Source organism: Roseovarius sp. A46 (genome assembly GCF_004126395.1).
In the GTDB taxonomy this organism is placed as follows: Bacteria; Pseudomonadota; Alphaproteobacteria; order Rhodobacterales; family Rhodobacteraceae; genus Roseovarius; species Roseovarius nitratireducens.
The window spans coordinates 184134-202055 of record NZ_PVWS01000002.1; the positions used below are offsets into that span (position 1 = coordinate 184134).

20 protein-coding genes and 1 tRNA gene are annotated in these 17922 nt (G+C 65.0%); 9 read left to right on the forward strand and 12 right to left on the reverse strand.

Annotated elements, in window-relative coordinates; translation table 11 throughout:
• Positions 1–57: 57 nt before the first annotated feature.
• Genes pstC through pstB form a run of 3 tightly spaced genes read left to right on the forward strand, consistent with a single transcriptional unit; the run spans position 58 to position 3546 of the window.
• Complete coding sequence (pstC, locus tag C6W92_RS02295; RefSeq protein WP_129431453.1) at positions 58–1434, forward strand: phosphate ABC transporter permease subunit PstC; 1377 nt, start codon at positions 58–60, stop codon at positions 1432–1434.
• A gap of 11 nt (positions 1435–1445) precedes the next feature.
• On the forward strand, positions 1446–2732 hold the full coding sequence (pstA, locus tag C6W92_RS02300) for a phosphate ABC transporter permease PstA (RefSeq protein ID WP_206735491.1): 1287 nt from the start codon (positions 1446–1448) through the stop codon (positions 2730–2732).
• Positions 2733–2748: 16 nt separating this feature from the next.
• Positions 2749–3546, forward strand: coding sequence for a phosphate ABC transporter ATP-binding protein PstB (gene pstB / locus C6W92_RS02305; RefSeq protein WP_129431455.1), 798 nt, complete (start codon positions 2749–2751; stop codon positions 3544–3546).
• 39 nt (positions 3547–3585) lie between these two features.
• Here the strand turns inward: pstB and C6W92_RS02310 are convergent, their stop codons facing one another.
• Genes C6W92_RS02310 through C6W92_RS02355 form a run of 10 tightly spaced genes read right to left on the reverse strand, consistent with a single transcriptional unit; the run spans position 3586 to position 12803 of the window.
• Complete coding sequence (locus tag C6W92_RS02310) at positions 3586–3936, reverse strand: RidA family protein (protein ID WP_129431456.1); 351 nt, start codon at positions 3934–3936, stop codon at positions 3586–3588.
• A gap of 21 nt (positions 3937–3957) precedes the next feature.
• Positions 3958–5052 carry an FAD-binding oxidoreductase gene (locus C6W92_RS02315; protein ID WP_129431457.1) on the reverse strand — a complete coding sequence of 365 codons (1095 nt, stop codon included), beginning with the start codon at positions 5050–5052 and terminating at the stop codon, positions 3958–3960.
• Positions 5049–6077 carry a histone deacetylase family protein gene (locus C6W92_RS02320; RefSeq protein WP_129431458.1) on the reverse strand — a complete coding sequence of 343 codons (1029 nt, stop codon included), beginning with the start codon at positions 6075–6077 and terminating at the stop codon, positions 5049–5051. Before C6W92_RS02320 ends, C6W92_RS02315 begins: the two co-directional genes overlap by 4 nt.
• Positions 6074–6556: an N-acetyltransferase gene (locus C6W92_RS02325; RefSeq protein ID WP_241691045.1), complete on the reverse strand. Its 483-nt coding sequence runs from the start codon at positions 6554–6556 to the stop codon at positions 6074–6076. The genes C6W92_RS02320 and C6W92_RS02325 overlap by 4 nt, the downstream gene beginning before the upstream one ends.
• Positions 6557–6559: 3 nt before the next feature.
• Entirely contained in the window at positions 6560–7486 is a 927-nt protein-coding gene (locus C6W92_RS02330; RefSeq protein ID WP_129431459.1) for a 3-keto-5-aminohexanoate cleavage protein, read from the reverse strand.
• Positions 7487–7492: 6 nt separating this feature from the next.
• Positions 7493–8845 (reverse strand): aspartate aminotransferase family protein, encoded by a 1353-nt coding sequence (locus tag C6W92_RS02335; protein WP_129431460.1) that lies wholly within the window; start codon positions 8843–8845, stop codon positions 7493–7495.
• Between the two features lie 4 nt (positions 8846–8849).
• On the reverse strand, positions 8850–9920 hold the full coding sequence (locus C6W92_RS02340; protein ID WP_129431461.1) for an ABC transporter ATP-binding protein: 1071 nt from the start codon (positions 9918–9920) through the stop codon (positions 8850–8852).
• Positions 9921–9974: 54 nt separating this feature from the next.
• Positions 9975–11117, reverse strand: a complete 1143-nt coding sequence (locus C6W92_RS02345; RefSeq protein WP_129431462.1) for an extracellular solute-binding protein — start codon at positions 11115–11117, stop codon at positions 9975–9977.
• Between the two features lie 34 nt (positions 11118–11151).
• Positions 11152–11937, reverse strand: coding sequence for an ABC transporter permease (locus tag C6W92_RS02350; protein ID WP_129431463.1), 786 nt, complete (start codon positions 11935–11937; stop codon positions 11152–11154).
• Positions 11937–12803, reverse strand: a complete 867-nt coding sequence (locus tag C6W92_RS02355; RefSeq protein WP_129431464.1) for an ABC transporter permease — start codon at positions 12801–12803, stop codon at positions 11937–11939. Before C6W92_RS02355 ends, C6W92_RS02350 begins: the two co-directional genes overlap by 1 nt.
• A 109-nt stretch (positions 12804–12912) precedes the next feature.
• Between C6W92_RS02355 and C6W92_RS02360 the strand changes: the two genes are divergently transcribed.
• Entirely contained in the window at positions 12913–13872 is a 960-nt protein-coding gene (locus C6W92_RS02360; protein WP_129431501.1) for a LysR family transcriptional regulator, read from the forward strand.
• A gap of 63 nt (positions 13873–13935) precedes the next feature.
• On the opposite strand, the gene C6W92_RS02365 is transcribed toward C6W92_RS02360, so the two are convergent.
• Positions 13936–14012: transfer RNA gene (locus C6W92_RS02365), tRNA-Ile, on the reverse strand.
• Positions 14013–14108: 96 nt separating this feature from the next.
• Here C6W92_RS02365 and C6W92_RS18110 point away from each other — a divergent pair.
• From C6W92_RS18110 to C6W92_RS02385, 4 genes are all read left to right on the forward strand, one after another.
• Positions 14109–14450 carry an SH3-like domain-containing protein gene (locus C6W92_RS18110; RefSeq protein ID WP_277815877.1) on the forward strand — a complete coding sequence of 114 codons (342 nt, stop codon included), beginning with the start codon at positions 14109–14111 and terminating at the stop codon, positions 14448–14450.
• A complete protein-coding gene (locus C6W92_RS18115; protein WP_129431465.1) occupies positions 14443–14721 on the forward strand; it encodes an SH3-like domain-containing protein in 279 nt (92 codons plus the stop codon). The genes C6W92_RS18110 and C6W92_RS18115 overlap by 8 nt, the downstream gene beginning before the upstream one ends.
• A complete protein-coding gene (gene nthA, locus C6W92_RS02380; RefSeq protein ID WP_129431466.1) occupies positions 14711–15361 on the forward strand; it encodes a nitrile hydratase subunit alpha in 651 nt (216 codons plus the stop codon). The genes C6W92_RS18115 and nthA overlap by 11 nt, the downstream gene beginning before the upstream one ends.
• Before the next feature lie 61 nt (positions 15362–15422).
• Positions 15423–16367: a lysophospholipid acyltransferase family protein gene (locus C6W92_RS02385; RefSeq protein ID WP_129431467.1), complete on the forward strand. Its 945-nt coding sequence runs from the start codon at positions 15423–15425 to the stop codon at positions 16365–16367.
• A 2-nt stretch (positions 16368–16369) separates the two neighbouring features.
• Here C6W92_RS02385 and C6W92_RS02390 read toward each other — a convergent pair whose 3' ends face one another.
• Positions 16370–16954 (reverse strand): GcrA family cell cycle regulator, encoded by a 585-nt coding sequence (locus C6W92_RS02390; protein ID WP_129431468.1) that lies wholly within the window; start codon positions 16952–16954, stop codon positions 16370–16372.
• 143 nt (positions 16955–17097) lie between these two features.
• Between C6W92_RS02390 and C6W92_RS02395 the strand changes: the two genes are divergently transcribed.
• The gene (locus C6W92_RS02395; protein ID WP_129431469.1) at positions 17098–17916 is read left to right on the forward strand and encodes an ABC transporter permease; all 819 of its coding nucleotides are present in this window, start codon (positions 17098–17100) and stop codon (positions 17914–17916) included.
• The last annotated feature ends 6 nt before the right edge of the window (positions 17917–17922 follow it).

A 17922-nucleotide genomic window follows, 5' to 3' on the forward strand; every position in this document is an offset into this window, starting at 1 on the left:
CCGACGCCCCCTCTCGCAGTGGCGGGGGCGTCATTACTTGAAACCGCAGGCATTCCCATGACGCTCATCGCCTTTCTGATCCTGTTCGTCGCCGTGGTGATCGGATACGTTCTCAATCTGCGCGCGGCGCGCGCCCTCCGTGCCGGGGGCACGACGATGCATTCGCTCGACGGGTTCCACGGCGGATATGCCGCGCTGTCGGTTCTCATCCCGACCTTCTTTCTCATCGTGCTGTGGCTGCTGTTCCAGGGAACGGTGATCGAGATGCTGCTCAAGGGGGGGCTGCCGTCGGGGCAGCTCGATGGCCTCGGAACCGGCGAAATCCAGTTGATCATGGCCGAGATCCGCTCCATCGCGGGCGGTCGGATCTTCGGTGAGCCCGAGCAATGGAAGCTCGACGCCGCCGAGCGTCTCGTGTCGCTGCGCGTGACCTCGGGGATGCTTCTGGTCGCCGTCACCGCGGCGCTGGCGGCGCTGCTTCTCTCCCGCGCACGTCGCCGTGTGTCCGCCGATTTCCGGGCGCGGCAGGGCACCGAGGGCATGGTGCATGGCCTGATGGTGGCTTGCGCGACGGTGGCGATTTTCGTGACCATCGGCATCGTCGCGTCGCTCCTGTTCGAGACGATCCGTTTCTTCAACATGGTCCCCTTTTGGGATTTCGTGCTCGGCACATCGTGGGAGCCGCAGATACCGCTGCGCGAGGACCAGATCGCGGCAGAAGGCGCCTTTGGCATGTTGCCGGTGTTTCTCGGCACGCTCGTCATCGCCACGGTGGCGATGGTGGTGGCCACGCCCATCGGCCTTCTGTCGGCCATCTACCTGCATGAATTCGCCTCGCACCGGGTGCGTTCGGTGGTCAAACCGGTGCTCGAGATACTCGCCGGCGTGCCGACGGTGGTCTACGGCTTTTTCGCCATTCTCGTAATTGCCCCCGCGATTCGCTCTTTTGGTAGCGATCTGGGCCTGCCTATCGCGCCCAACACCGCGCTGGCGGCGGGCAGTGTCATGGGCATCATGCTGATCCCGTTCATCTCGTCCTTTGCCGACGACGCGTTGGGCGCGGTGCCGCGCAGCCTGCGCGACGGATCGCTCGCAGTCGGCGCCACCTCGGCCGAGACCGTTCTCAAGGTGCTCTTTCCCGCGGCGATCCCGGGCATCGTGGGGGGCATCCTGCTGGCGGTGAGCCGCGCCATCGGCGAGACGATGATCGTCGTGATGGCCGCCGGTCTCATCGCCAAGATGACGATCAACCCGCTTGACAGCGTGACCACCGTCACCGTGCAGATCGTGACCCTTCTGATCGGCGACACCGCGTTCGACAGCCCCAAGACCCTCGCGGCCTTCGCGCTCGGCATGGTGCTGTTCCTGATGACGCTGGTGATCAACGTCGCCGCCCTGCGCATCGTGCGCAAGTACCGTGAAATCTACGACTAGGACCCATGGCCATGACCGACGCGACCACGGACAAGTTCGACTGGACGGCCCCCGCCTTCCAGGCCGGTCTGCGCAAGCGCAAGCGCAGCGAATTGTGGCTCAAATCCCTCGGGCTTGGGGCGATCTCGATCGCCTTCGCGATGCTGCTTTTGCTGATCGGCTCGCTGATATCGACCGGGTATCACGCCTTCACCCAGACCCATCTGGAAATCGAGGTGGAGCTTGATCCCGACCTAATACGCGCGGACGCGCCCGAGCGCGGCAATTACCGCCAGATCCTGACGAACACGATGCAGTCGCTATTCCCTGATGTGCCCGATGATCGCGCGGAGTTGCGCAAGCTGACGAGCATCCTGTCCAACGGCGCGCAGTTCATGATCCGCGACATGGTTGTCGCTGACCCCGGCCTGATCGGCGAGACGGTGAGCGTGACCGTCCCGCTCTCGGACCCCTATGATCAGCTCAACAAGGGGCTGATCGATCCTGACACCCCCGAGGAGAACCGCCGCCTCAAGGATGACGAGATTGCAAATTTCAATCAGCTCGCCGAGGCGGACATGGTCTCCGAGCCATTAAACTGGGGACTGATCACCAACGCCGATTCGCGCTTCCCGGAACTGGCGGGGCTCAAGGGCGCGATCATCGGCTCGGCCTACGCGCTGCTGGTGTGTTTCCTGCTCGCCTTCCCCGTGGGTATTGGCGCGGCGATCTATCTAGAGGAATTCGCACCCAAGAACCGCGTCTCGGATCTCATCGAAATCAACATCAACAACCTCGCTGCGGTGCCGTCGGTGGTATTCGGCCTGCTGGGTCTCGCGGTGTTCATCGGCTGGTTCGGGATGCCGCGCTCGGTGCCCTTCGTGGGCGGACTGACGCTGGCGCTGATGACCCTGCCGACGATCATCATCGCCACCCGCGCAGCCCTCAAGGCCGTGCCCCCCTCGATCCGGGAGGCGGCGCTGGGCGTGGGGGCGTCCAGGCAACAGGTGGTGTTCGGCCATGTGCTGCCGCTCGCCATGCCGGGCATCCTGACCGGCACGATCATCGGGCTGGCACAGGCGCTGGGCGAAACCGCGCCGCTCTTGCTGATCGGAATGAACGCCTTCATCACCTCGGCCCCGGCGACGCCCTTCGATAGCGCGACCGCCTTGCCGACACAGATATTCATCTGGGCCGACAGCCCGGAACGGGGCTTCGTCAGCCGCACCTCGGCCGCGATCCTGGTCTTGCTGACCTTCCTCATCACCATGAACGCCATCGCCATCTTCCTGCGCCATAAATTCGAGCGGAAATGGTAGAAAGGACCGAGAAAAGATGTATGACGTGACAAAATCGGAGCACGACGTGGACCAGGCCGAAACCAAGATATCCGCGAGAGACGTGCAGGTCTATTATGGCGACACGCACGCCATAAAGGATGTCAACGTGGATATCGCGGACAAGACCGTGACCTCGTTCATCGGCCCCTCGGGCTGCGGCAAATCCACCTTCCTGCGCTGCATCAACCGCATGAACGACACGATCGACATCTGCCGCGTGGAAGGCGAGATCAGGATCGACGGGCAGGACATCTACGCGCCCTCCGTCGACCCGGTGCAGTTGCGCGCCAAGGTGGGCATGGTGTTTCAAAAGCCCAACCCGTTCCCCAAGTCGATCTATGACAACGTGGCCTACGGCCCCAAGATCCACGGCATGACCCGCAACAAGGCCGAGCTTGACGAGGTGGTGGAAACCGCCCTGCGCGGCGCGGGACTCTGGGATGAGGTCAAGGACCGGCTCGACACCCCCGGTACCGGGCTATCGGGCGGCCAACAGCAGCGGCTCTGCATCGCGCGTGCCGTGGCCACGCAACCCGAGGTCCTGCTGATGGACGAGCCGTGCTCGGCGCTCGACCCGATCGCGACCGCCCTGATCGAGGACCTGATCGACGGGCTAAAGAAGCAGTTTTCCGTGGTGATCGTCACTCACTCGATGCAGCAGGCGGCGCGTATCAGCCAGAAGACCGCGTTCTTCCACCTCGGCAACCTGGTGGAATATGGCGATACCGACATGATCTTTACCAACCCGCAGGATGAGCGGACGGAGAACTACATCACCGGGCGTACCGGCTGAGGCTTGGCCCCGCGCGACCAATCGCACGGGGCAGGGGCCTCATCCCTGCGCGGCCGTGACGATCAGTTCCACCTTGTACGCGGGCGTGGCGAGCTTTGCCTCTCCACAGGCGCGGGCGGGGGCGTGGCCCTCGGGCACCCAGGCATCCCAAACCGCGTTCATCTCTGCGAAATCGGCCATGTCGGCGAGCCAGATCACGCATTGCAGGATGCGCGTGGCGTCCGATCCGGCCTCGGCCAGAAGTGTCTCGACCTTCTCGAGGCAGGTGCGGGTCTGGTCGGCGACGCTGTCACCCGGGTTGCCGACCTGCCCGGCTAGGTAGATGGTGCCGTTATGGGTGACGATCTGGCTCATGCGTTGGCCGGTGTCGTGGCGGTTGATGTCGCTCATGGAATGTGCCTTTCGGTTGGGTCAGATCAGGCGGTCGGGCGCGAGTGCGGTGCGGGTGGCCGCGTCGATTTCCGGTGTACGACCGGTCAACAGTGCCGCGCTCAATCGCGATAGCGCGGGCGCGGTCTGAACGCCATAGCCACCCTGACCAGCCAGCCAGAAAAAGCCATGTGCGCGTGGATCGAAGCCTGCCACCGGCGTGCGGTCGGGGGCAAAGGTGCGCAGCCCCGCCCAGCTATGTTCCAGCCGCGTGACCTCGTGCGTCACCGCCTGCTCAAAGCGATGCAGCCCTTCGGCGAGCACCATGTCCTCTGGCCAGGCGTCATGTGGGTCCACGGGGTCCTCGTCGGCGGGAGACACCATCAGCTTGCCTGCTTCGGGTTTGGCATACCATGTCTCGGCGATGGAGCCGAAGATCGGCCAGTGCTCGGTGTCATGGCCCTCGGGGGCCGGAATGATTGCGGCGGAGCGGCGATAGGGTTGCAGGCCGAGGCGTGGCAGACCCGCCATCGCGGCCACCTCGTCGGCCCACGCGCCTGCGGCGTTGACGATGGTGGGCGCGGTGAAGGTACCTTGTGTCGTTTCCACGTGCCATAGTCCGGCCTCATGGCGCAGCGCCTGCACCTGCGCGCCGGTGACGATCCGTCCACCGCGCGAACGCAGCATCCGGGCATAGCCTTGCAACAGGAGGTCTACGTCGATTCCGCGCGCGTCGCGCTCGATCATCGCGCCGGCGATGCGTTCGGGGCGCAGGATGGGGACGATCTCGGCTGCCTCCTTGCCGGTTAGCCGCTCTACCCCCACCGCGCCATCGAGATAGGCGTCGAGCACCGGCAGTTCTTCCTCCGAGGCGACCATCAGCTCGCCGCGCGGGCTGAGGATCGGCTTGTCGCTGATCTCGCCCGGCTCTTGGAAAATTGGCTCGGCCACGGCGTTCAAGGCTCTCAGCGTGGCGTTGCCGTAATTGCGGATGAAGATCGCCGCCGAGCGGCCCGTCGCGTGATAGCCGATCTGCGGTTCGCTCTCCAGCACGGTGACGCTGGCCCCCGCGCGGGCGCATTCGGCCGCCGCGCTGATGCCCGCGATGCCGCCGCCGATGACGAGGATATCGGTCATGCCTGCGCCCCCTCGAACCCGGTGAGGGTGGCGGTGAGGTTCTGGCCCAGTTCCTCGCAGAGATAGCCGCCCTCCTGCACGAAGAGCGTGGGCAGCCCCACCTCTGCTATGGCGGCGCCGATGCGGGTGAAGCCGGGGGTGGTGATGGCAAGCCCCTGGAACGGATCGCCCTCGTAGGCGTCGAGGCCAAGCGCCACGACGACGGCATCGGCACCGAAATTGGTGATGCGTTCGAGGGCCCTGTCGAGGGTCTTGAGGTAGTCGTCGTCGCCGGTCTTGCGTGGCAGCGGCAGGTTGAGGTTGTAGCCGGTGCCGCGGCCCTCTCCGCGTTCCTGCGCATGGCCCCAAAAGAACGGGTAAAAGCGTTCGGGATCGGCATGGATCGAGATGGTCAGCACATCGTCGCGGTCGTAGAAGATGCCCTGCGTGCCATTTCCGTGATGCACGTCGACGTCGAGGATGGCGGGGCGCAGGCCAGCCATACGCAACCGTTCGGCGGCGATGGCGGCGTTGTTCAGAAAACAGAACCCCCCCGCCAGATCGCCGAAGGCATGGTGCCCCGGCGGACGGCAGAGGGCATAGGCGGCACGCGTGCCCTGCTCCAGCAGATCGGCCCCGGTCACGGCCACCTGCGCCGACCAATAGGCGGCCTCCCATGTGCCTGCGCCGATGGGACAGGCCGTATCGGCCTGGTGATAGCCTGCCTGCCCCACGGCGGACTTGGGGTAGCCATCGGTGCGCGTGGCGGGGTGGATGTTGGGGATCACCTCGGGCCCGCCGCCGTCGATCCGCTGCCAGCGGGTGTGGATGTTGCGCAGGAAGGTGACATACTCTGGTGTATGCACCGCGGCAACCGGGCCAAGCCCGGCCTCACGAGGCGCAATGAGGTCGCAGCCCGCAGCGCGCGCACCATGCGTCAGCCGCGCAATGCGCTCGGGCTGTTCGGGGCTGGGCTGGATGACGCCGTTGGCCATGAAATGCTTGGGGTCATGCTTCCACTGGCGGTCGTCGAAAATGGCCTTCATCTGCCCTCTCCCTTCAGTCTTTCAAACCCTGCCTGTGACAGGCGCATCTGTGTCACGCTCTCCTGCGGTGCAAAGCCCAGCCGCTCGTAGAACCGGCGCGCGGCGGTGCTGTGGCCATAGACTGCCAGCGTCATCCATTCTGCCTGCCACAGCTTCCCGGCCCGCCGCGCGATCTCGGCCAGAATACTCTGCCCGACCCCCTGTCCGCGCGTCGCCCCATCGACCCACAGGTCCGAGACATAGACCCCCGCCGCCCCCCGCGCCGTGGAAAAGACCGGGCTGTAGAGCGCCGCTCCGACCACGTCACCATCCCAGGCCAGAAGCCCGTAAGCCGCCGGAGTAGTGCCGGTCAGCGCCGCGCGCAAGGCGTCGAGCCCGGCCTCGTGCGTGTCCCCCAGGTCATGGCTCAGCGCACGCAGGGCGCGGTCCAGAAGAACCACGTCCGCCTCCGTCGTGACCGTGCGAAACTCCGTCATCATGACCTAGATCGCGGTCCGGTCCGCGCCCTTGAGCGCAAGCAGGCGGCGCGCGCCGTCGGCATCCACCACCTCGCGCCCCATTGCTTCGACGATGCCGCGCACCTTGGCGACCTGTTCGGCGTTTGACCGCGCCAGCGTGCCGCGCGCAATCGTCAGGCTGTCCTCCAGCCCCACGCGCACATGCCCGCCCATCGCCGCCGCCTGCGCTGCCATCGGCATCTGGTGTCGCCCTGCGGCCAGCACCGAGAACATGTAGTCATCGCCGAACAGCTTGTCCGCAATGCGCACCATGTGCGTGAGGTTCTCCGGGTCCGGCCCCATGCCCCCCAGCACGCCGAACACGAACTGGATGAAGAACGGCGCCTCGATCAGGCCACGATCCGCGAAATGGCGCAGCATGTAAAGATGGCCCAGATCGTAGCATTCGAATTCAAATCGTGCGCCGCGCTCTTGCCCCAGCTCCGTCAGGATGCGGGCGATGTCGCGCGGGGTGTTCTTGAACACAAGGTCGTCGGAGCCTTCGAGGAACGGCTTTTCCCAGTCATGCCGCCAGTCGGTGATGCGCTCGGCCATCGGGTAGAGGGCGAAGTTCATCGTTCCCATGTTGAGCGAGGCCATTTCCGGCGCGGCCTCCTTGGGCGCGGCGAGGCGTTCGTCGAGGCTCATCACCGCGCTGCCCCCGGTGGAGAGGTTGAGCACCGCGTCGCAGCCCTGTTTCAGGCGCGGCAGGAAGGCACGAAAATGCTCCGGATCGGCAGAGGGTCGGCCCGTTTCGGGGTCGCGCGCGTGCAGGTGCAGGATCGCCGCGCCCGCCTCCGCCGCCTCGATGCCCGCCGTTGCGATGTCATCGGCGGTTACCGGCAGATGCGGCGACATCGACGGCGTGTGGATCGAGCCGGTGAGCGCGCAGGTGATGATGATTTCACGCATTGCCCCTCACACGACCCGGTCCAGCGCGGGGCGGATTTCGGTGGTGAACTCCGACAGCGACGCATCCAGCATCTCGGTGATCTCGTCGAGATGCGTCTCGGTCGCGATCATCGGCGGGGCGACGATGATATGGTCGCCCTCCACCCCGTCGCGGGTGCGCCGCGAATAGACGATCAGCCCCTTGTCATAGGCGATCTGCACGAACCGGTTGAAGGCCTGAAGGTGCTTCGGCAGTGGTGCCTTGCTGCCCCGGTCGGCCATGAATTCGAACGCCGTCAGCAGCCCCTTGCCACGCACGTCGCCGATGATGGCATAGCGCTGCATCAGGCCCTCCAGCCGCTCCTTGAGCTTGACCCCCATGCGCGCCGCGTTGCCGACCAGGTCCTGCCGCTCGATCTCGTCGATCACGGCCAGACCGGCGGCGCAGGCCAGCGGGTTACCAGCATAGGTAAAGCCGTGCAAAAATCCGCCCGCATCCAGCACCGCCTCGACCAGCCGCTCGTGTGCGACCATCGCGCCAAGCGGCACGTAACCGGCGGCAAAGCCCTTGGACATGACGATGATGTCCGGCTCCAGATTCCAATGCTCGGAGGCGAGAAACTTGCCGGTGCGCCCCGCCCCGGTCATCACCTCGTCCAGGATCAGCAGCACGCCGTACTTGCGGCAAATCTCCTGCACCCGCTCCATGTAGCCCTTGGGCGGCACCAGCGCCCCGGTCGAGGCGCCACCGATGGGCTCCACCACGAAGGCCAGCACACTCTCGGGGCCTTCCTCCAGTATCTTCGCCTCCAGCATGTCGGCATAATGGTGGCCCGTGGCCTCGTCCTCGGGGTCCAGCCCGTCGAGATAGGCGCGGGGCGCGGGCACCTTCGGCATTGCCTGCATCAGCGGCGTAAAGGGCTCGGTAAGCGGCGCATAAGAGGTGATGGCGAGCGCACCGAGAGTGCAGCCGTGATACGACGGCGCGCGGCTGATGATCTTCCAGCGGCTGCCTTCGCCGGTGGCGAGCGCGTATTGCCGGGCGAGTTTCAGGGCCGATTCCACCGCCTCGGACCCGCCCGAGACGAAGAACACCCGGTTCATGCCGTCCGGGCACAGGGCGGCGGTCTTGGCGGCGAGTTTCTCCGACGCCTCGGTTTCGAAATGCAGGCGGTAGCCGAAGGTGGATTTTTCCATCTGGCGGCGCATCGCTTCGAGCACGTTCTCGTTGGAATGGCCGATATTGCAGACCATCGCGCCCGACGACCCGTCCAGATAACGCTTGCCGTCCACGTCCCACATGTAGACGCCGCGCGCCTGATCGAGCACCGGCTTGCGCTCGCGCCCCTGGTAGAAAAGGTGAGAGGGTTTCACGTTCATTCTCTTATCCCGGCAGCGCTGCGCAATCCTGCGGGCGCAGGTGCAGGTGGACCGAATCGCCCGCGGCGAAGGGGTGTTCGTCGATCATGTTGATGGCTTGCAGTTGTGCCTCGCCCGCACGCACGAAGTAGCGCACCGCCTGCCCCTGGTAATCCACGGTTTCCACGGTGGCAGGGACCGAGACAACGCCCTCGGGCGCCGGGTCGCGGGCCAGAAGCAGCTTTTCAGCGCGCACCACCAGCTTGGCCGCGCCCGTGCCCTTGAGGTTGGGGGCCTTGGCGGCGGGCACCTGCACGCGGCCGAAAGTGGGCTCTTCGAGCATGACGGCGGCGCCGTGATCGGTGCATTTCGCCACCATGATATTGGATGCGCCGAGGAAATTGGCGACGAATTCCGAGGCGGGGGTGTTATACACCTCTTCGGGTTTGCCGACCTGCTCCACGCGCCCCTCGGACATGACCACGATCAGGTCCGACATGGCGAGCGCCTCGGACTGGTCATGGGTGACGAAAACGGTGGTCACGCCGATGCGCTCCTGGATGCGCTTCAACTCCACGCGCATATCCTCGCGCAGGTTGGCATCGAGCGCCGAGAGCGGCTCGTCGAGCAAGAGCACATCCGGCTCGATCACGATGGCGCGGGCCAGCGCGATGCGCTGCTGCTGGCCGCCAGATAGTTCCTTGGGGTAGCGGTCGCCGACATTGGGCAATTGCACCAGTTCCAGCGCCGCCTGCACCTTGGCCGGAATGTCCGCCTTGGGCACGTCACGATACTTGAGGCCAAAGGCCACGTTCTCGGCCACGGTCTTGTGTGGGAACAGCGCGTAGTTCTGAAAGACGAGGCCGAGATTGCGCTTGTGAATCGGCACGTCGTTGACGCGCTTGCCGCCGATCAGGATCTCGCCCTCGGTCGGGTCGAGCAGCCCGGCGATCATGCGCAGGTTGGTCGTCTTGCCACAGCCCGACGGGCCGAGCAGCGTCAGGAAAGCGCCTTCGGGGATTTCCAGCGTGGTGCGATGCACGGCGGTGAAGGTGCCGAAACGCTTGACGATGTCTTGCAGGGTGACGGCGCTCATCGGGGGCTCCTGTCAGGGGATGAGCCGCGCCCCGGCATGGGGCGCGGCGTTGGCTTAATACCCGCGCTGCACGCGGCTGAAGGTCTCGGACCATTCCGCCTCGTTGCCGTTCCAGTAATTCGGATCGGCAAAGGTGAGCGACGCCAGCGTGCCGGTCGGATCATAGGCCGGCAGGGTCGGGATCTTGTCGCCCAGATCGACCTTGGTCCCGTCGAGCGCGGGGGGGTAGTTCTGCCCCTCGGCCACGGCGATGGAGGTCTCGGGTGCGAGCATGAAGTTCAACAACTCCTCGCAGGCCTCGACCGGGCTGCCCTTGAGAACGTGCAGGCATTCCTGCCACGCAAAGCTGCCCGGCGCATCGTAATAGCCGATGTCGTGGCCTTCCTGTTGCAACGCCGCGATACGGCCCGACCAGCCTTCGGTGACGTAGATTTCCTCCTCCGCCAGCAGGCTCATCAGTTCCGCCCCCGACGACCAGTATTTCAGGGCCAGATCGCGGTGGCTGCGGATCGCGTCCCAGACGGCCTCCATATCCTCGATGTTGTTGGGGTCCTGGCCGGTCTGGAGCGCGCCATACCAGATCCGCGTGCGCCATTCGCCCCAGCCGCCGATCTTGCCCTTGTAGGCCTCGTCGATGAGGATGCTGGCACCCTTTTCCTTCATCTCCTCGTCGGAGATATATTTGCGGTTATAGGCCAGACCCGTGGTGCCGTAATCGTAAGGCACCGCCGAGAGGTAATCCGGCGTCACCCCCCGGAACGCGTTGGTCAGCGCGTCCATCACCAGCGACATGTTGGGGATATTGTCGAGGTTCAGCTTTACCGTCAGCCCGAAATTCACGTAGCGGGCATAGTCGAACACGCCCGAGAGGTGCGCGATGTTGTACGTGCCCTCCTGGCTGGACCGGACCTGCGCGAGATACTCGTCGCTGCCCGCAAAGGTGCCGTCCACGACCTTGATGCCGGTGGCCTTGGTATAAGGCTCGAACGCATGTTCGCGGAACGCCTCGGAGACGACACCGCCCCATCCGTCGAATCGGACCTGTTGCACCTCCTGCGCGTGGGCGAACTTGGCGAATGGCGTCTGCACCCCATAGGCAAGCCCCGCCGCGCCGATCAGGCCCAGAAAATTGCGCCGGTCCAGGTCACCGTTGCGGTAGCGTTCGAGAAGTCGTTCATATCTCTTGGTATTGTCCATTGTCATATCTCCTTGTCGAGGGTTGGGGCGGTTCTTAGTTGCCGCCTTTCATGGCGAGTTTGCGGGCCACCGCCGCACCGAGCAGCGGCAGGCCCACGGTCATCACGATCATCACCGTGCCGAGCGCGTTGATTTCCGGGCTGATCGAATTGCGTAGCATCGAGAATATCTGCGTCGGCACCGTCTCCACGCCGCCGGGTTTCCAGAACAGCGTGCCGGTGATGTCGTCGAAACTGATGGTGAAGGCGAAGAGCGCGCCTGCGGCCACGGCGGGCAGCATCAGCGGCAAGGTGACCGAAAAAAACGTCTGCACCGGACTTGCCCCGAGGCTGAGCGCTGCCTCCTCCACATCGCGCTTGATGCTGACCAGCCGCGCCTGCACCACGAGGATCACGAACGGCAGGGTAAAGATCACATGCCCGGCGAGTAGCAGCGCAAAGCTCTTGCCGAGGCCGAGCCAGTTTAGAAACAACAGGAGCGCCACGGCCAGCACCACCTCGGGCACCAAGATGGGAGCGATGAGCAGCGTGGTGATCGTGTTGCGCCCGGGCACGTTGTAGCGCACCAGCGCGAGGCTGGCGAGGATGCCGAGGGTGGTCGAGATCACCGCCGTCATCAGCCCCAGCACGATCGAGGTCTGAAAGGCGCGCATCACCGCATCGTTGTTCCACAATTCCACGAACCAGCGCAGCGACATGCCGGTCATCGGAAAACTGCCGAACTGATTGGCGTTGAAGGACAGAAGCACCACCACCGCCACCGGCAGGAACATGAAGCCATAGACCAGAACGGTCCAGATTCGGATCGCCTGCCAACCCATCAGCCCAGCCCCTTCGCCAATTGCGCCATGCCGAGATAGCGATTGTAGATCGCCACCAGCACGCCCAACACAGCGAGCAGCAGGAGCGACAGCGCAGAGCCGAGCGGCCAGTTGAGCTGCGTGATGATCGCCTCGTACACGAGGTTGGCAAACATCGCATCCGTCGGTCCGCCAAGGATCACCGGCGTGATGTAGGTGCCCGCGCCCAGCACGAAGCACAGCAAACCCCCGGCGGCGAGGCCGGGCAGCGACAGTGGCAGGGTGACTTGGGTAAATGCCTCCCACCGGGTCGCCCCTAGGGAATTGGCGGCATCCTCCAGGTTGGTGTCGATGCCCTCCAGGCTCACATAGACATTGAGCACCATGAAGGGCAGCAGGAAATGCACGAGGCCGAGGATCACCGTCGCCTCGTTATAAAGCATCTGCATCGGCTCATTGATGATCCCGAGCGTCATCAGCAACGTGTTGAGCGCGCCCGAGGTCCCGAGGATGTTGATCCAGCTCATCGTGCGAATGATATAGCTGATCCAGAAGGGCAGCATCAGAAGCAGCAGCAGGATCATTTTGTTGCCGCGTGAACGCGCGATGAAATAGGCCGCCGGATAGCCCATCAGCCCGCAGATCACCGTGGTGATTGCCGCGATCTTGAGCGTGTTGAGCAGGATTTCGCGATAGAACCGGTCCGAGAGCGCCTTTTGCCAGTTGTCGAGGTAGAATCCGACCGTATCCGCGCCCATGGCCGAGCGCAGCCAGAAGGAATAGACCACGATGAACATCAGCGGAATGATCAGCAGGAACAGCACCGCCCCCAGGGCGGGCGAAAGCAATATCCACGGCTGTCTCGCCTCGCGGGCTTCGACCGACATGCGTCTCCCCTTCATGCGCCGCCCGTCCATTGCGGGCTTGCGTCGAGGGTGCAAACCGGCCAATCATTAATCAAATAGATAATAAGAATTGTGACAATAGATGAAAACTATGGAGAGCCGCGACAGCCCCGAACGCATCATGCGCGAGATGGATTGGAACCTCTTGCGTACCTTCGTCGTTCTGGCACAGTCACGCTCCGTCACCGATGCGGCGAACCGGTTGCGCCTGACCCAGCCATCGGTGTCCACTGCATTGAAAAGGTTGGAAAACCGCGTCGAGAAACGGCTCATTCACCGCGCGCCGGGGCGCTTCGAGCTGACCGAGGCAGGCGAGACGCTCTATCGCGAAGCGCTCGATATCCAGGGGGCGATCCTGCGGCTTTCCACGCTGATGCGCGACATGACCGACGAGGTTACCGGTCATGTGCGCGTCTCGCTGGCGTCCCACGTGATTTGCCCGCTTTTTGACCAGGTGCTGGCCGAATTCCACGCCGAGAACCCGCGCGCGACCCTGTCGATCGAGGTGCATTCCTCGGCACAGGCGATCGAGACGGTCTCTGCGCGCGCCTCCTCCTTCGCGATCTGCCTCGTGCACAAGCGCAACCCCAGGCTGGAATACCTGCGCCTCTACCGCGAGTTCTTCGGCCTCTTTTGCGGTCCGCCGCACCCGCTGTTCGGTCGGAGCAACCTCACGCGCGCCGATCTGACGGGGCAGAGTGCCGTCAGCTTCGAAACCGACCGCTTGCAGGACGCGCTGAAACCGGTGACGCTGATGCGTGCGCAGGCTGAACTGGGCGATCAGATCATCGCCACGTCGAGCCATCTGGAGGAAGTGCGGCGCATGATCGTCGCGGGGCTCGGGATCGGCCCCCTGCCACTGCACGTGGCCGCGCGCGACGTGCGCGACGGTCTGCTGTGGCAATTGCCGCCCTACGACCAGACAGCGGCCGTCGATGTGCATGTGGTGTGGAACCCGCAGGCGGTGCTCAACCGCGCCGAACAGGCCCTGCTCGCGGGCCTGCGTGCCCGGATCGAGGCAACCCCGATGGAGCAACGCACCTATCGCTGAGAAACCGCCGCGATCCGCATGGTCATCGTCGCCGGGCTCCCGCAGCCACGACAAGGATCGGAATGGTAGGCCCGGAGGGACTCGAACCCCCAACCAAGGCGTTATGAGCGCCCTGCTCTAACCAATTGAGCTACAGGCCCGACCTGACCGCGCGTCTTGGTAGCAGGTCGCGGGCATTGGTCAAGAGGGCGTTGATGGTCTGGACAGGGCGGGCGGTGCTGCCTAGTCTTCTCTCCATGAGCGATACGACGGGACGACGCTGGCACGACATGGGCGGGCAGGACGCAGGGCCTGTGCCGATGGATGGCCATGATTTCGCGCTTTGGGAAAAGCGCGTGGATGCGCTGATGGTGCTGTGCGGGCAGAAGGGGCTGTTTACAGTCGATGGCCTGCGCCGTGCGCTCGAGGACATGGGCGAGGACGCGTTCGAGAGCATGAGCTACTACGAACGCTGGGTCGCCGCCGTGAACCAGAACCTCGTCGAGGCCGGGGCCTACACGCTGGAGGAACTGGGCGAGCGGATGCAGGAGATCGCGGCGCGCGGGGGCACCTATGGCGAGGCGCAGTCGGATGGTTGAGCGGGTACGCGTCAAGGCGCTCACGCCGCCGGGCCATGTGCGTGCGCCGTGGTACCTGCGCGGCAAGGAGGGGGTGATCGAGCGCCCCCTGGGCCATTTCGCGAACCCCGAGCAACTGGCCTACGGCCTCAAGGCCGATACGAAACCGCTCTACCGCGTGCGCTTTCGCATGGCCGAGATATGGGGCGAGGGGGCCGAGAACCCCGACGACACGCTCGATGCCGAGATCTACGGCCATTGGTTGGAAAAGGTGGATGCCCATGCCCCATGACCATCACGATCATTTCCACCACGAGGGTATGAGCCCCTCGGGCCACCCCTACCGCGCCGACAATGACACCCCGCTCAGCTATTGGCAGCGGATGGAGATCGCGGTGCGCGAGTTGCTGGTTGAAAAGGGCCACCTGACCCCCGCCGAGATCGCGGCACAGATCGAGGCGATGGATGCCCGCAGCCCCGCCAATGGCGCGGCGGTGGTCGCGCGGGCATGGACCGATCCGGCCTTCAAGGCGCAGTTGCTGGAGAATGCCTCGGAGGCGAGCCGCGAGATGGGGTTCGACATAGGCCCGCTTAACCTGATCGCGGTGGAGAACACCGCCGACACGCACAACCTCATCGTCTGCACGCTCTGTTCGTGTTACCCTCGCAACCTGCTCGGCCTGCCGCCCGACTGGTACAAGACCCGCGCCTATCGAAGCCGCGCCGTGCGCGAGCCGCGCACGGTGCTGCGCGAATTCGGCCTCGAGTTGCCCGATCATGTCACCGTGCGCGTCCACGACAGCACCGCCGACATGCGCTACATCGTGCTGCCCGCCCGCCCCGAGGGCACCGAGGGCATGGACGAGGCGCAGCTTGCCGCACTGGTCACGCGCGACTCGATGATCGGCACGGGGCTTCCGCACCGGCCCTGACGGGCTTGTGGTCGGGGGCCGGGCCGCGTATCCCGGCGCCATAGCAGCAAGAGACCGCCTGATGAGCGACGACGACCGTCCCCCCCTTGCCGCCCGTGCCGCGGATACTGCGCTCGGGATGGCGATGTACGCGCCGATCGCGCTGTGCAAGATCCTGCCCTATCGCTGGCGTATCCCGATGATGGGGTGGCTCACCGCGCGGGTGGTGGCACCGCTGGCGGGCTACGGGCGCCGCGTGCGCGAGAACCTCGCCCACGCCGTGCCCGACCTGCCCAAGGCCGAGGTGCGCCGCCTGATGCGCGCGGTGCCCGACAATGCCGGGCGCAACATGGCCGAGCTTTACTCCACCGACGAATTCATCGCGCGCACCCGCCGCTCGTCCGTGATTGGGCCGGGGCTCGAGGCGGTCCGAGCGGCGCAGCGCGAGGGGCGGCCGATCATCTTTGTCACCGGCCATTTCGGAAGCTTCAACGCCGCGCGCATCGCCATGATCGAGCAGGGCTTCTCGATGGGTGTGTTTTACCGCAAGATGCACAACCGCTGGTTCAACCGCCGTTACGTGGCGGCGATGGGCGCGCTCAGCGAGCCGATGTTCGAGCAGGGGCGGCGCGGCATGATGCAAATGGTCAAGCATCTCAAGCGCGGCGGCGTGCTGGCGATCCTGACCGATCTCAACGCCCATGACGGCGTGCCGCTGTCATTCTTCGGCAAGCCCGCGCTGTCGCCGCTGGCCACCGCCGAGCTTGCGCTCAAGTTCGACGCGCCGCTGGTGCCGGTCTGGGGCATCCGCCGCGACAACGGTCTCGATTTCGAGATCGTCGTGGAAGAGCCGGTCCCGATGAGCGATCCCGTCACCATGACGCAGGAGGTCAACGACCGGCTGGAGCGGCAGGTGCGGGCACGGATGGATCAATGGCTGTGGATCCATCGGCGCTGGAAGGACGGTATCGGGCCGTTGGCGGATCGCGGCGAGGCGTATCTCGAGGAACTGCGCCGCAAGGACTGATCTCAGCGCTTGCGGTCGCGACGGCTCGACATCGGCTGAAAGGCCACACCCACATGTGCTTCGCAATAGGGCTTGCCGGTCTGCACGGGCAGGCCGCAGAACCAGAAATCGTCGGTCGCCGGGTCGCCCACGGGCCATTTGCAGGTCCGCTCGGTCAACTCCATAAGCGAGAGCCTCTTGGCCTTCTTCTCGATCTCGCTGACCTTGGCGAGCGCCTCGGGGTCGATCTCGTTGGCAGAAGGCTGCGGCGGCAGCGGCTGGCCTGCCGGGATGATCGCCTTGACCCGGACGCTCGTGGTGACCGGCACGGCGTTCTCTTCGGTGCTCTCGGCGGGGGCGGCGGGCTTGGTGGTCGGCTTCGGCGTGGGCTTGGCCGCCGTTTTCGGTGCCTCGGCCTCTGGCGTCGCGGCAGGCGCGGCGTTCGCCCCCGGGGCCGAGCCGTTGCGATTGGACAACCCCAGCCGGTGCACCTTGCCGATCACGGCATTGCGGGTCACGCCGCCAAGCTCCTTGGCGATCTGGCTGGCAGACTGACCTTCGCCCCACAACCTCTTCAACAGCTCGACGCGCTCATCGCTCCACGACATTCGGGGCTTCCCTTGCATTGAAAGGCGGCACAGGCCCTTTCGGCCCGCCGCCTTGTCATCTTGATCGGCCTCCTATTCTAATCACTCGACGATGAGTTACAAGGCATCGAATCGCAGGCAGCATCGCAGACAGGAGACCACCCATGACCGAGCCCGCATCGTCTGCCTCAATGCCAATGGGCGCGCGGCGTTTCGGGCGGGTCAACTGGCTTGGCCTGATGACGCTGGCGGAGCGCGAGAACCGCCGGTTCCTCGCCGTCTGGACGCAGACCCTTCTCGCGCCGCTCATCACGGCGGGGCTGTTCATGATGATCTTTTCCATCGCCATCGGGCCGCGGCGGGGCGATGTCATGGGGGTGGATTTCACCACCTTCATCGCGCCGGGCATCCTTATGATGACGGTCATTCAGAACGCGTTTGCCAATACCTCGTCGTCGATCGTGATTTCCAAGGTGCAGGGCAATATCGTCGATACGCTGATGCCGCCGCTTTCGGGTGGCGAATTGGTGCTGGGCTATCTGGCCGGGGGCGTCGGGCGCGGTCTGCTGGTGGCGCTGGCGATCGGTGTCGGGCTGTTTCTCGTTCTCGGCATTGCCCCGGCCCATCCGCTGCTCGCGCTGGCCTTTGTCCTGCTGGGGGCCGCGTTCATGAGCGGCGTGGGGATCGTCGCGGGAATTTTCGCTAACAAGTTCGACCAGATGGCGGCGATCACCAATTTTATCGTCACGCCCCTCGCGTTCCTGTCGGGCACCTTCTACTCGGTAGAGGCGCTGCCGCCGGTGCTCTATTCGATCACCCATTTCAACCCGGTCTTCTACCTGATTGACGGGGTGCGCTTCGGCATGATCGGCGTCTCCGACAGCGCGCCCGCGCTTGGTCTCGCGGTGGGGGCGGCGGCGACGCTCGCCGTCTGCCTGCTGGCCTGGCTGATGCTGGCGCGGGGCTACCGGCTCAAGGTCTGATCGCCG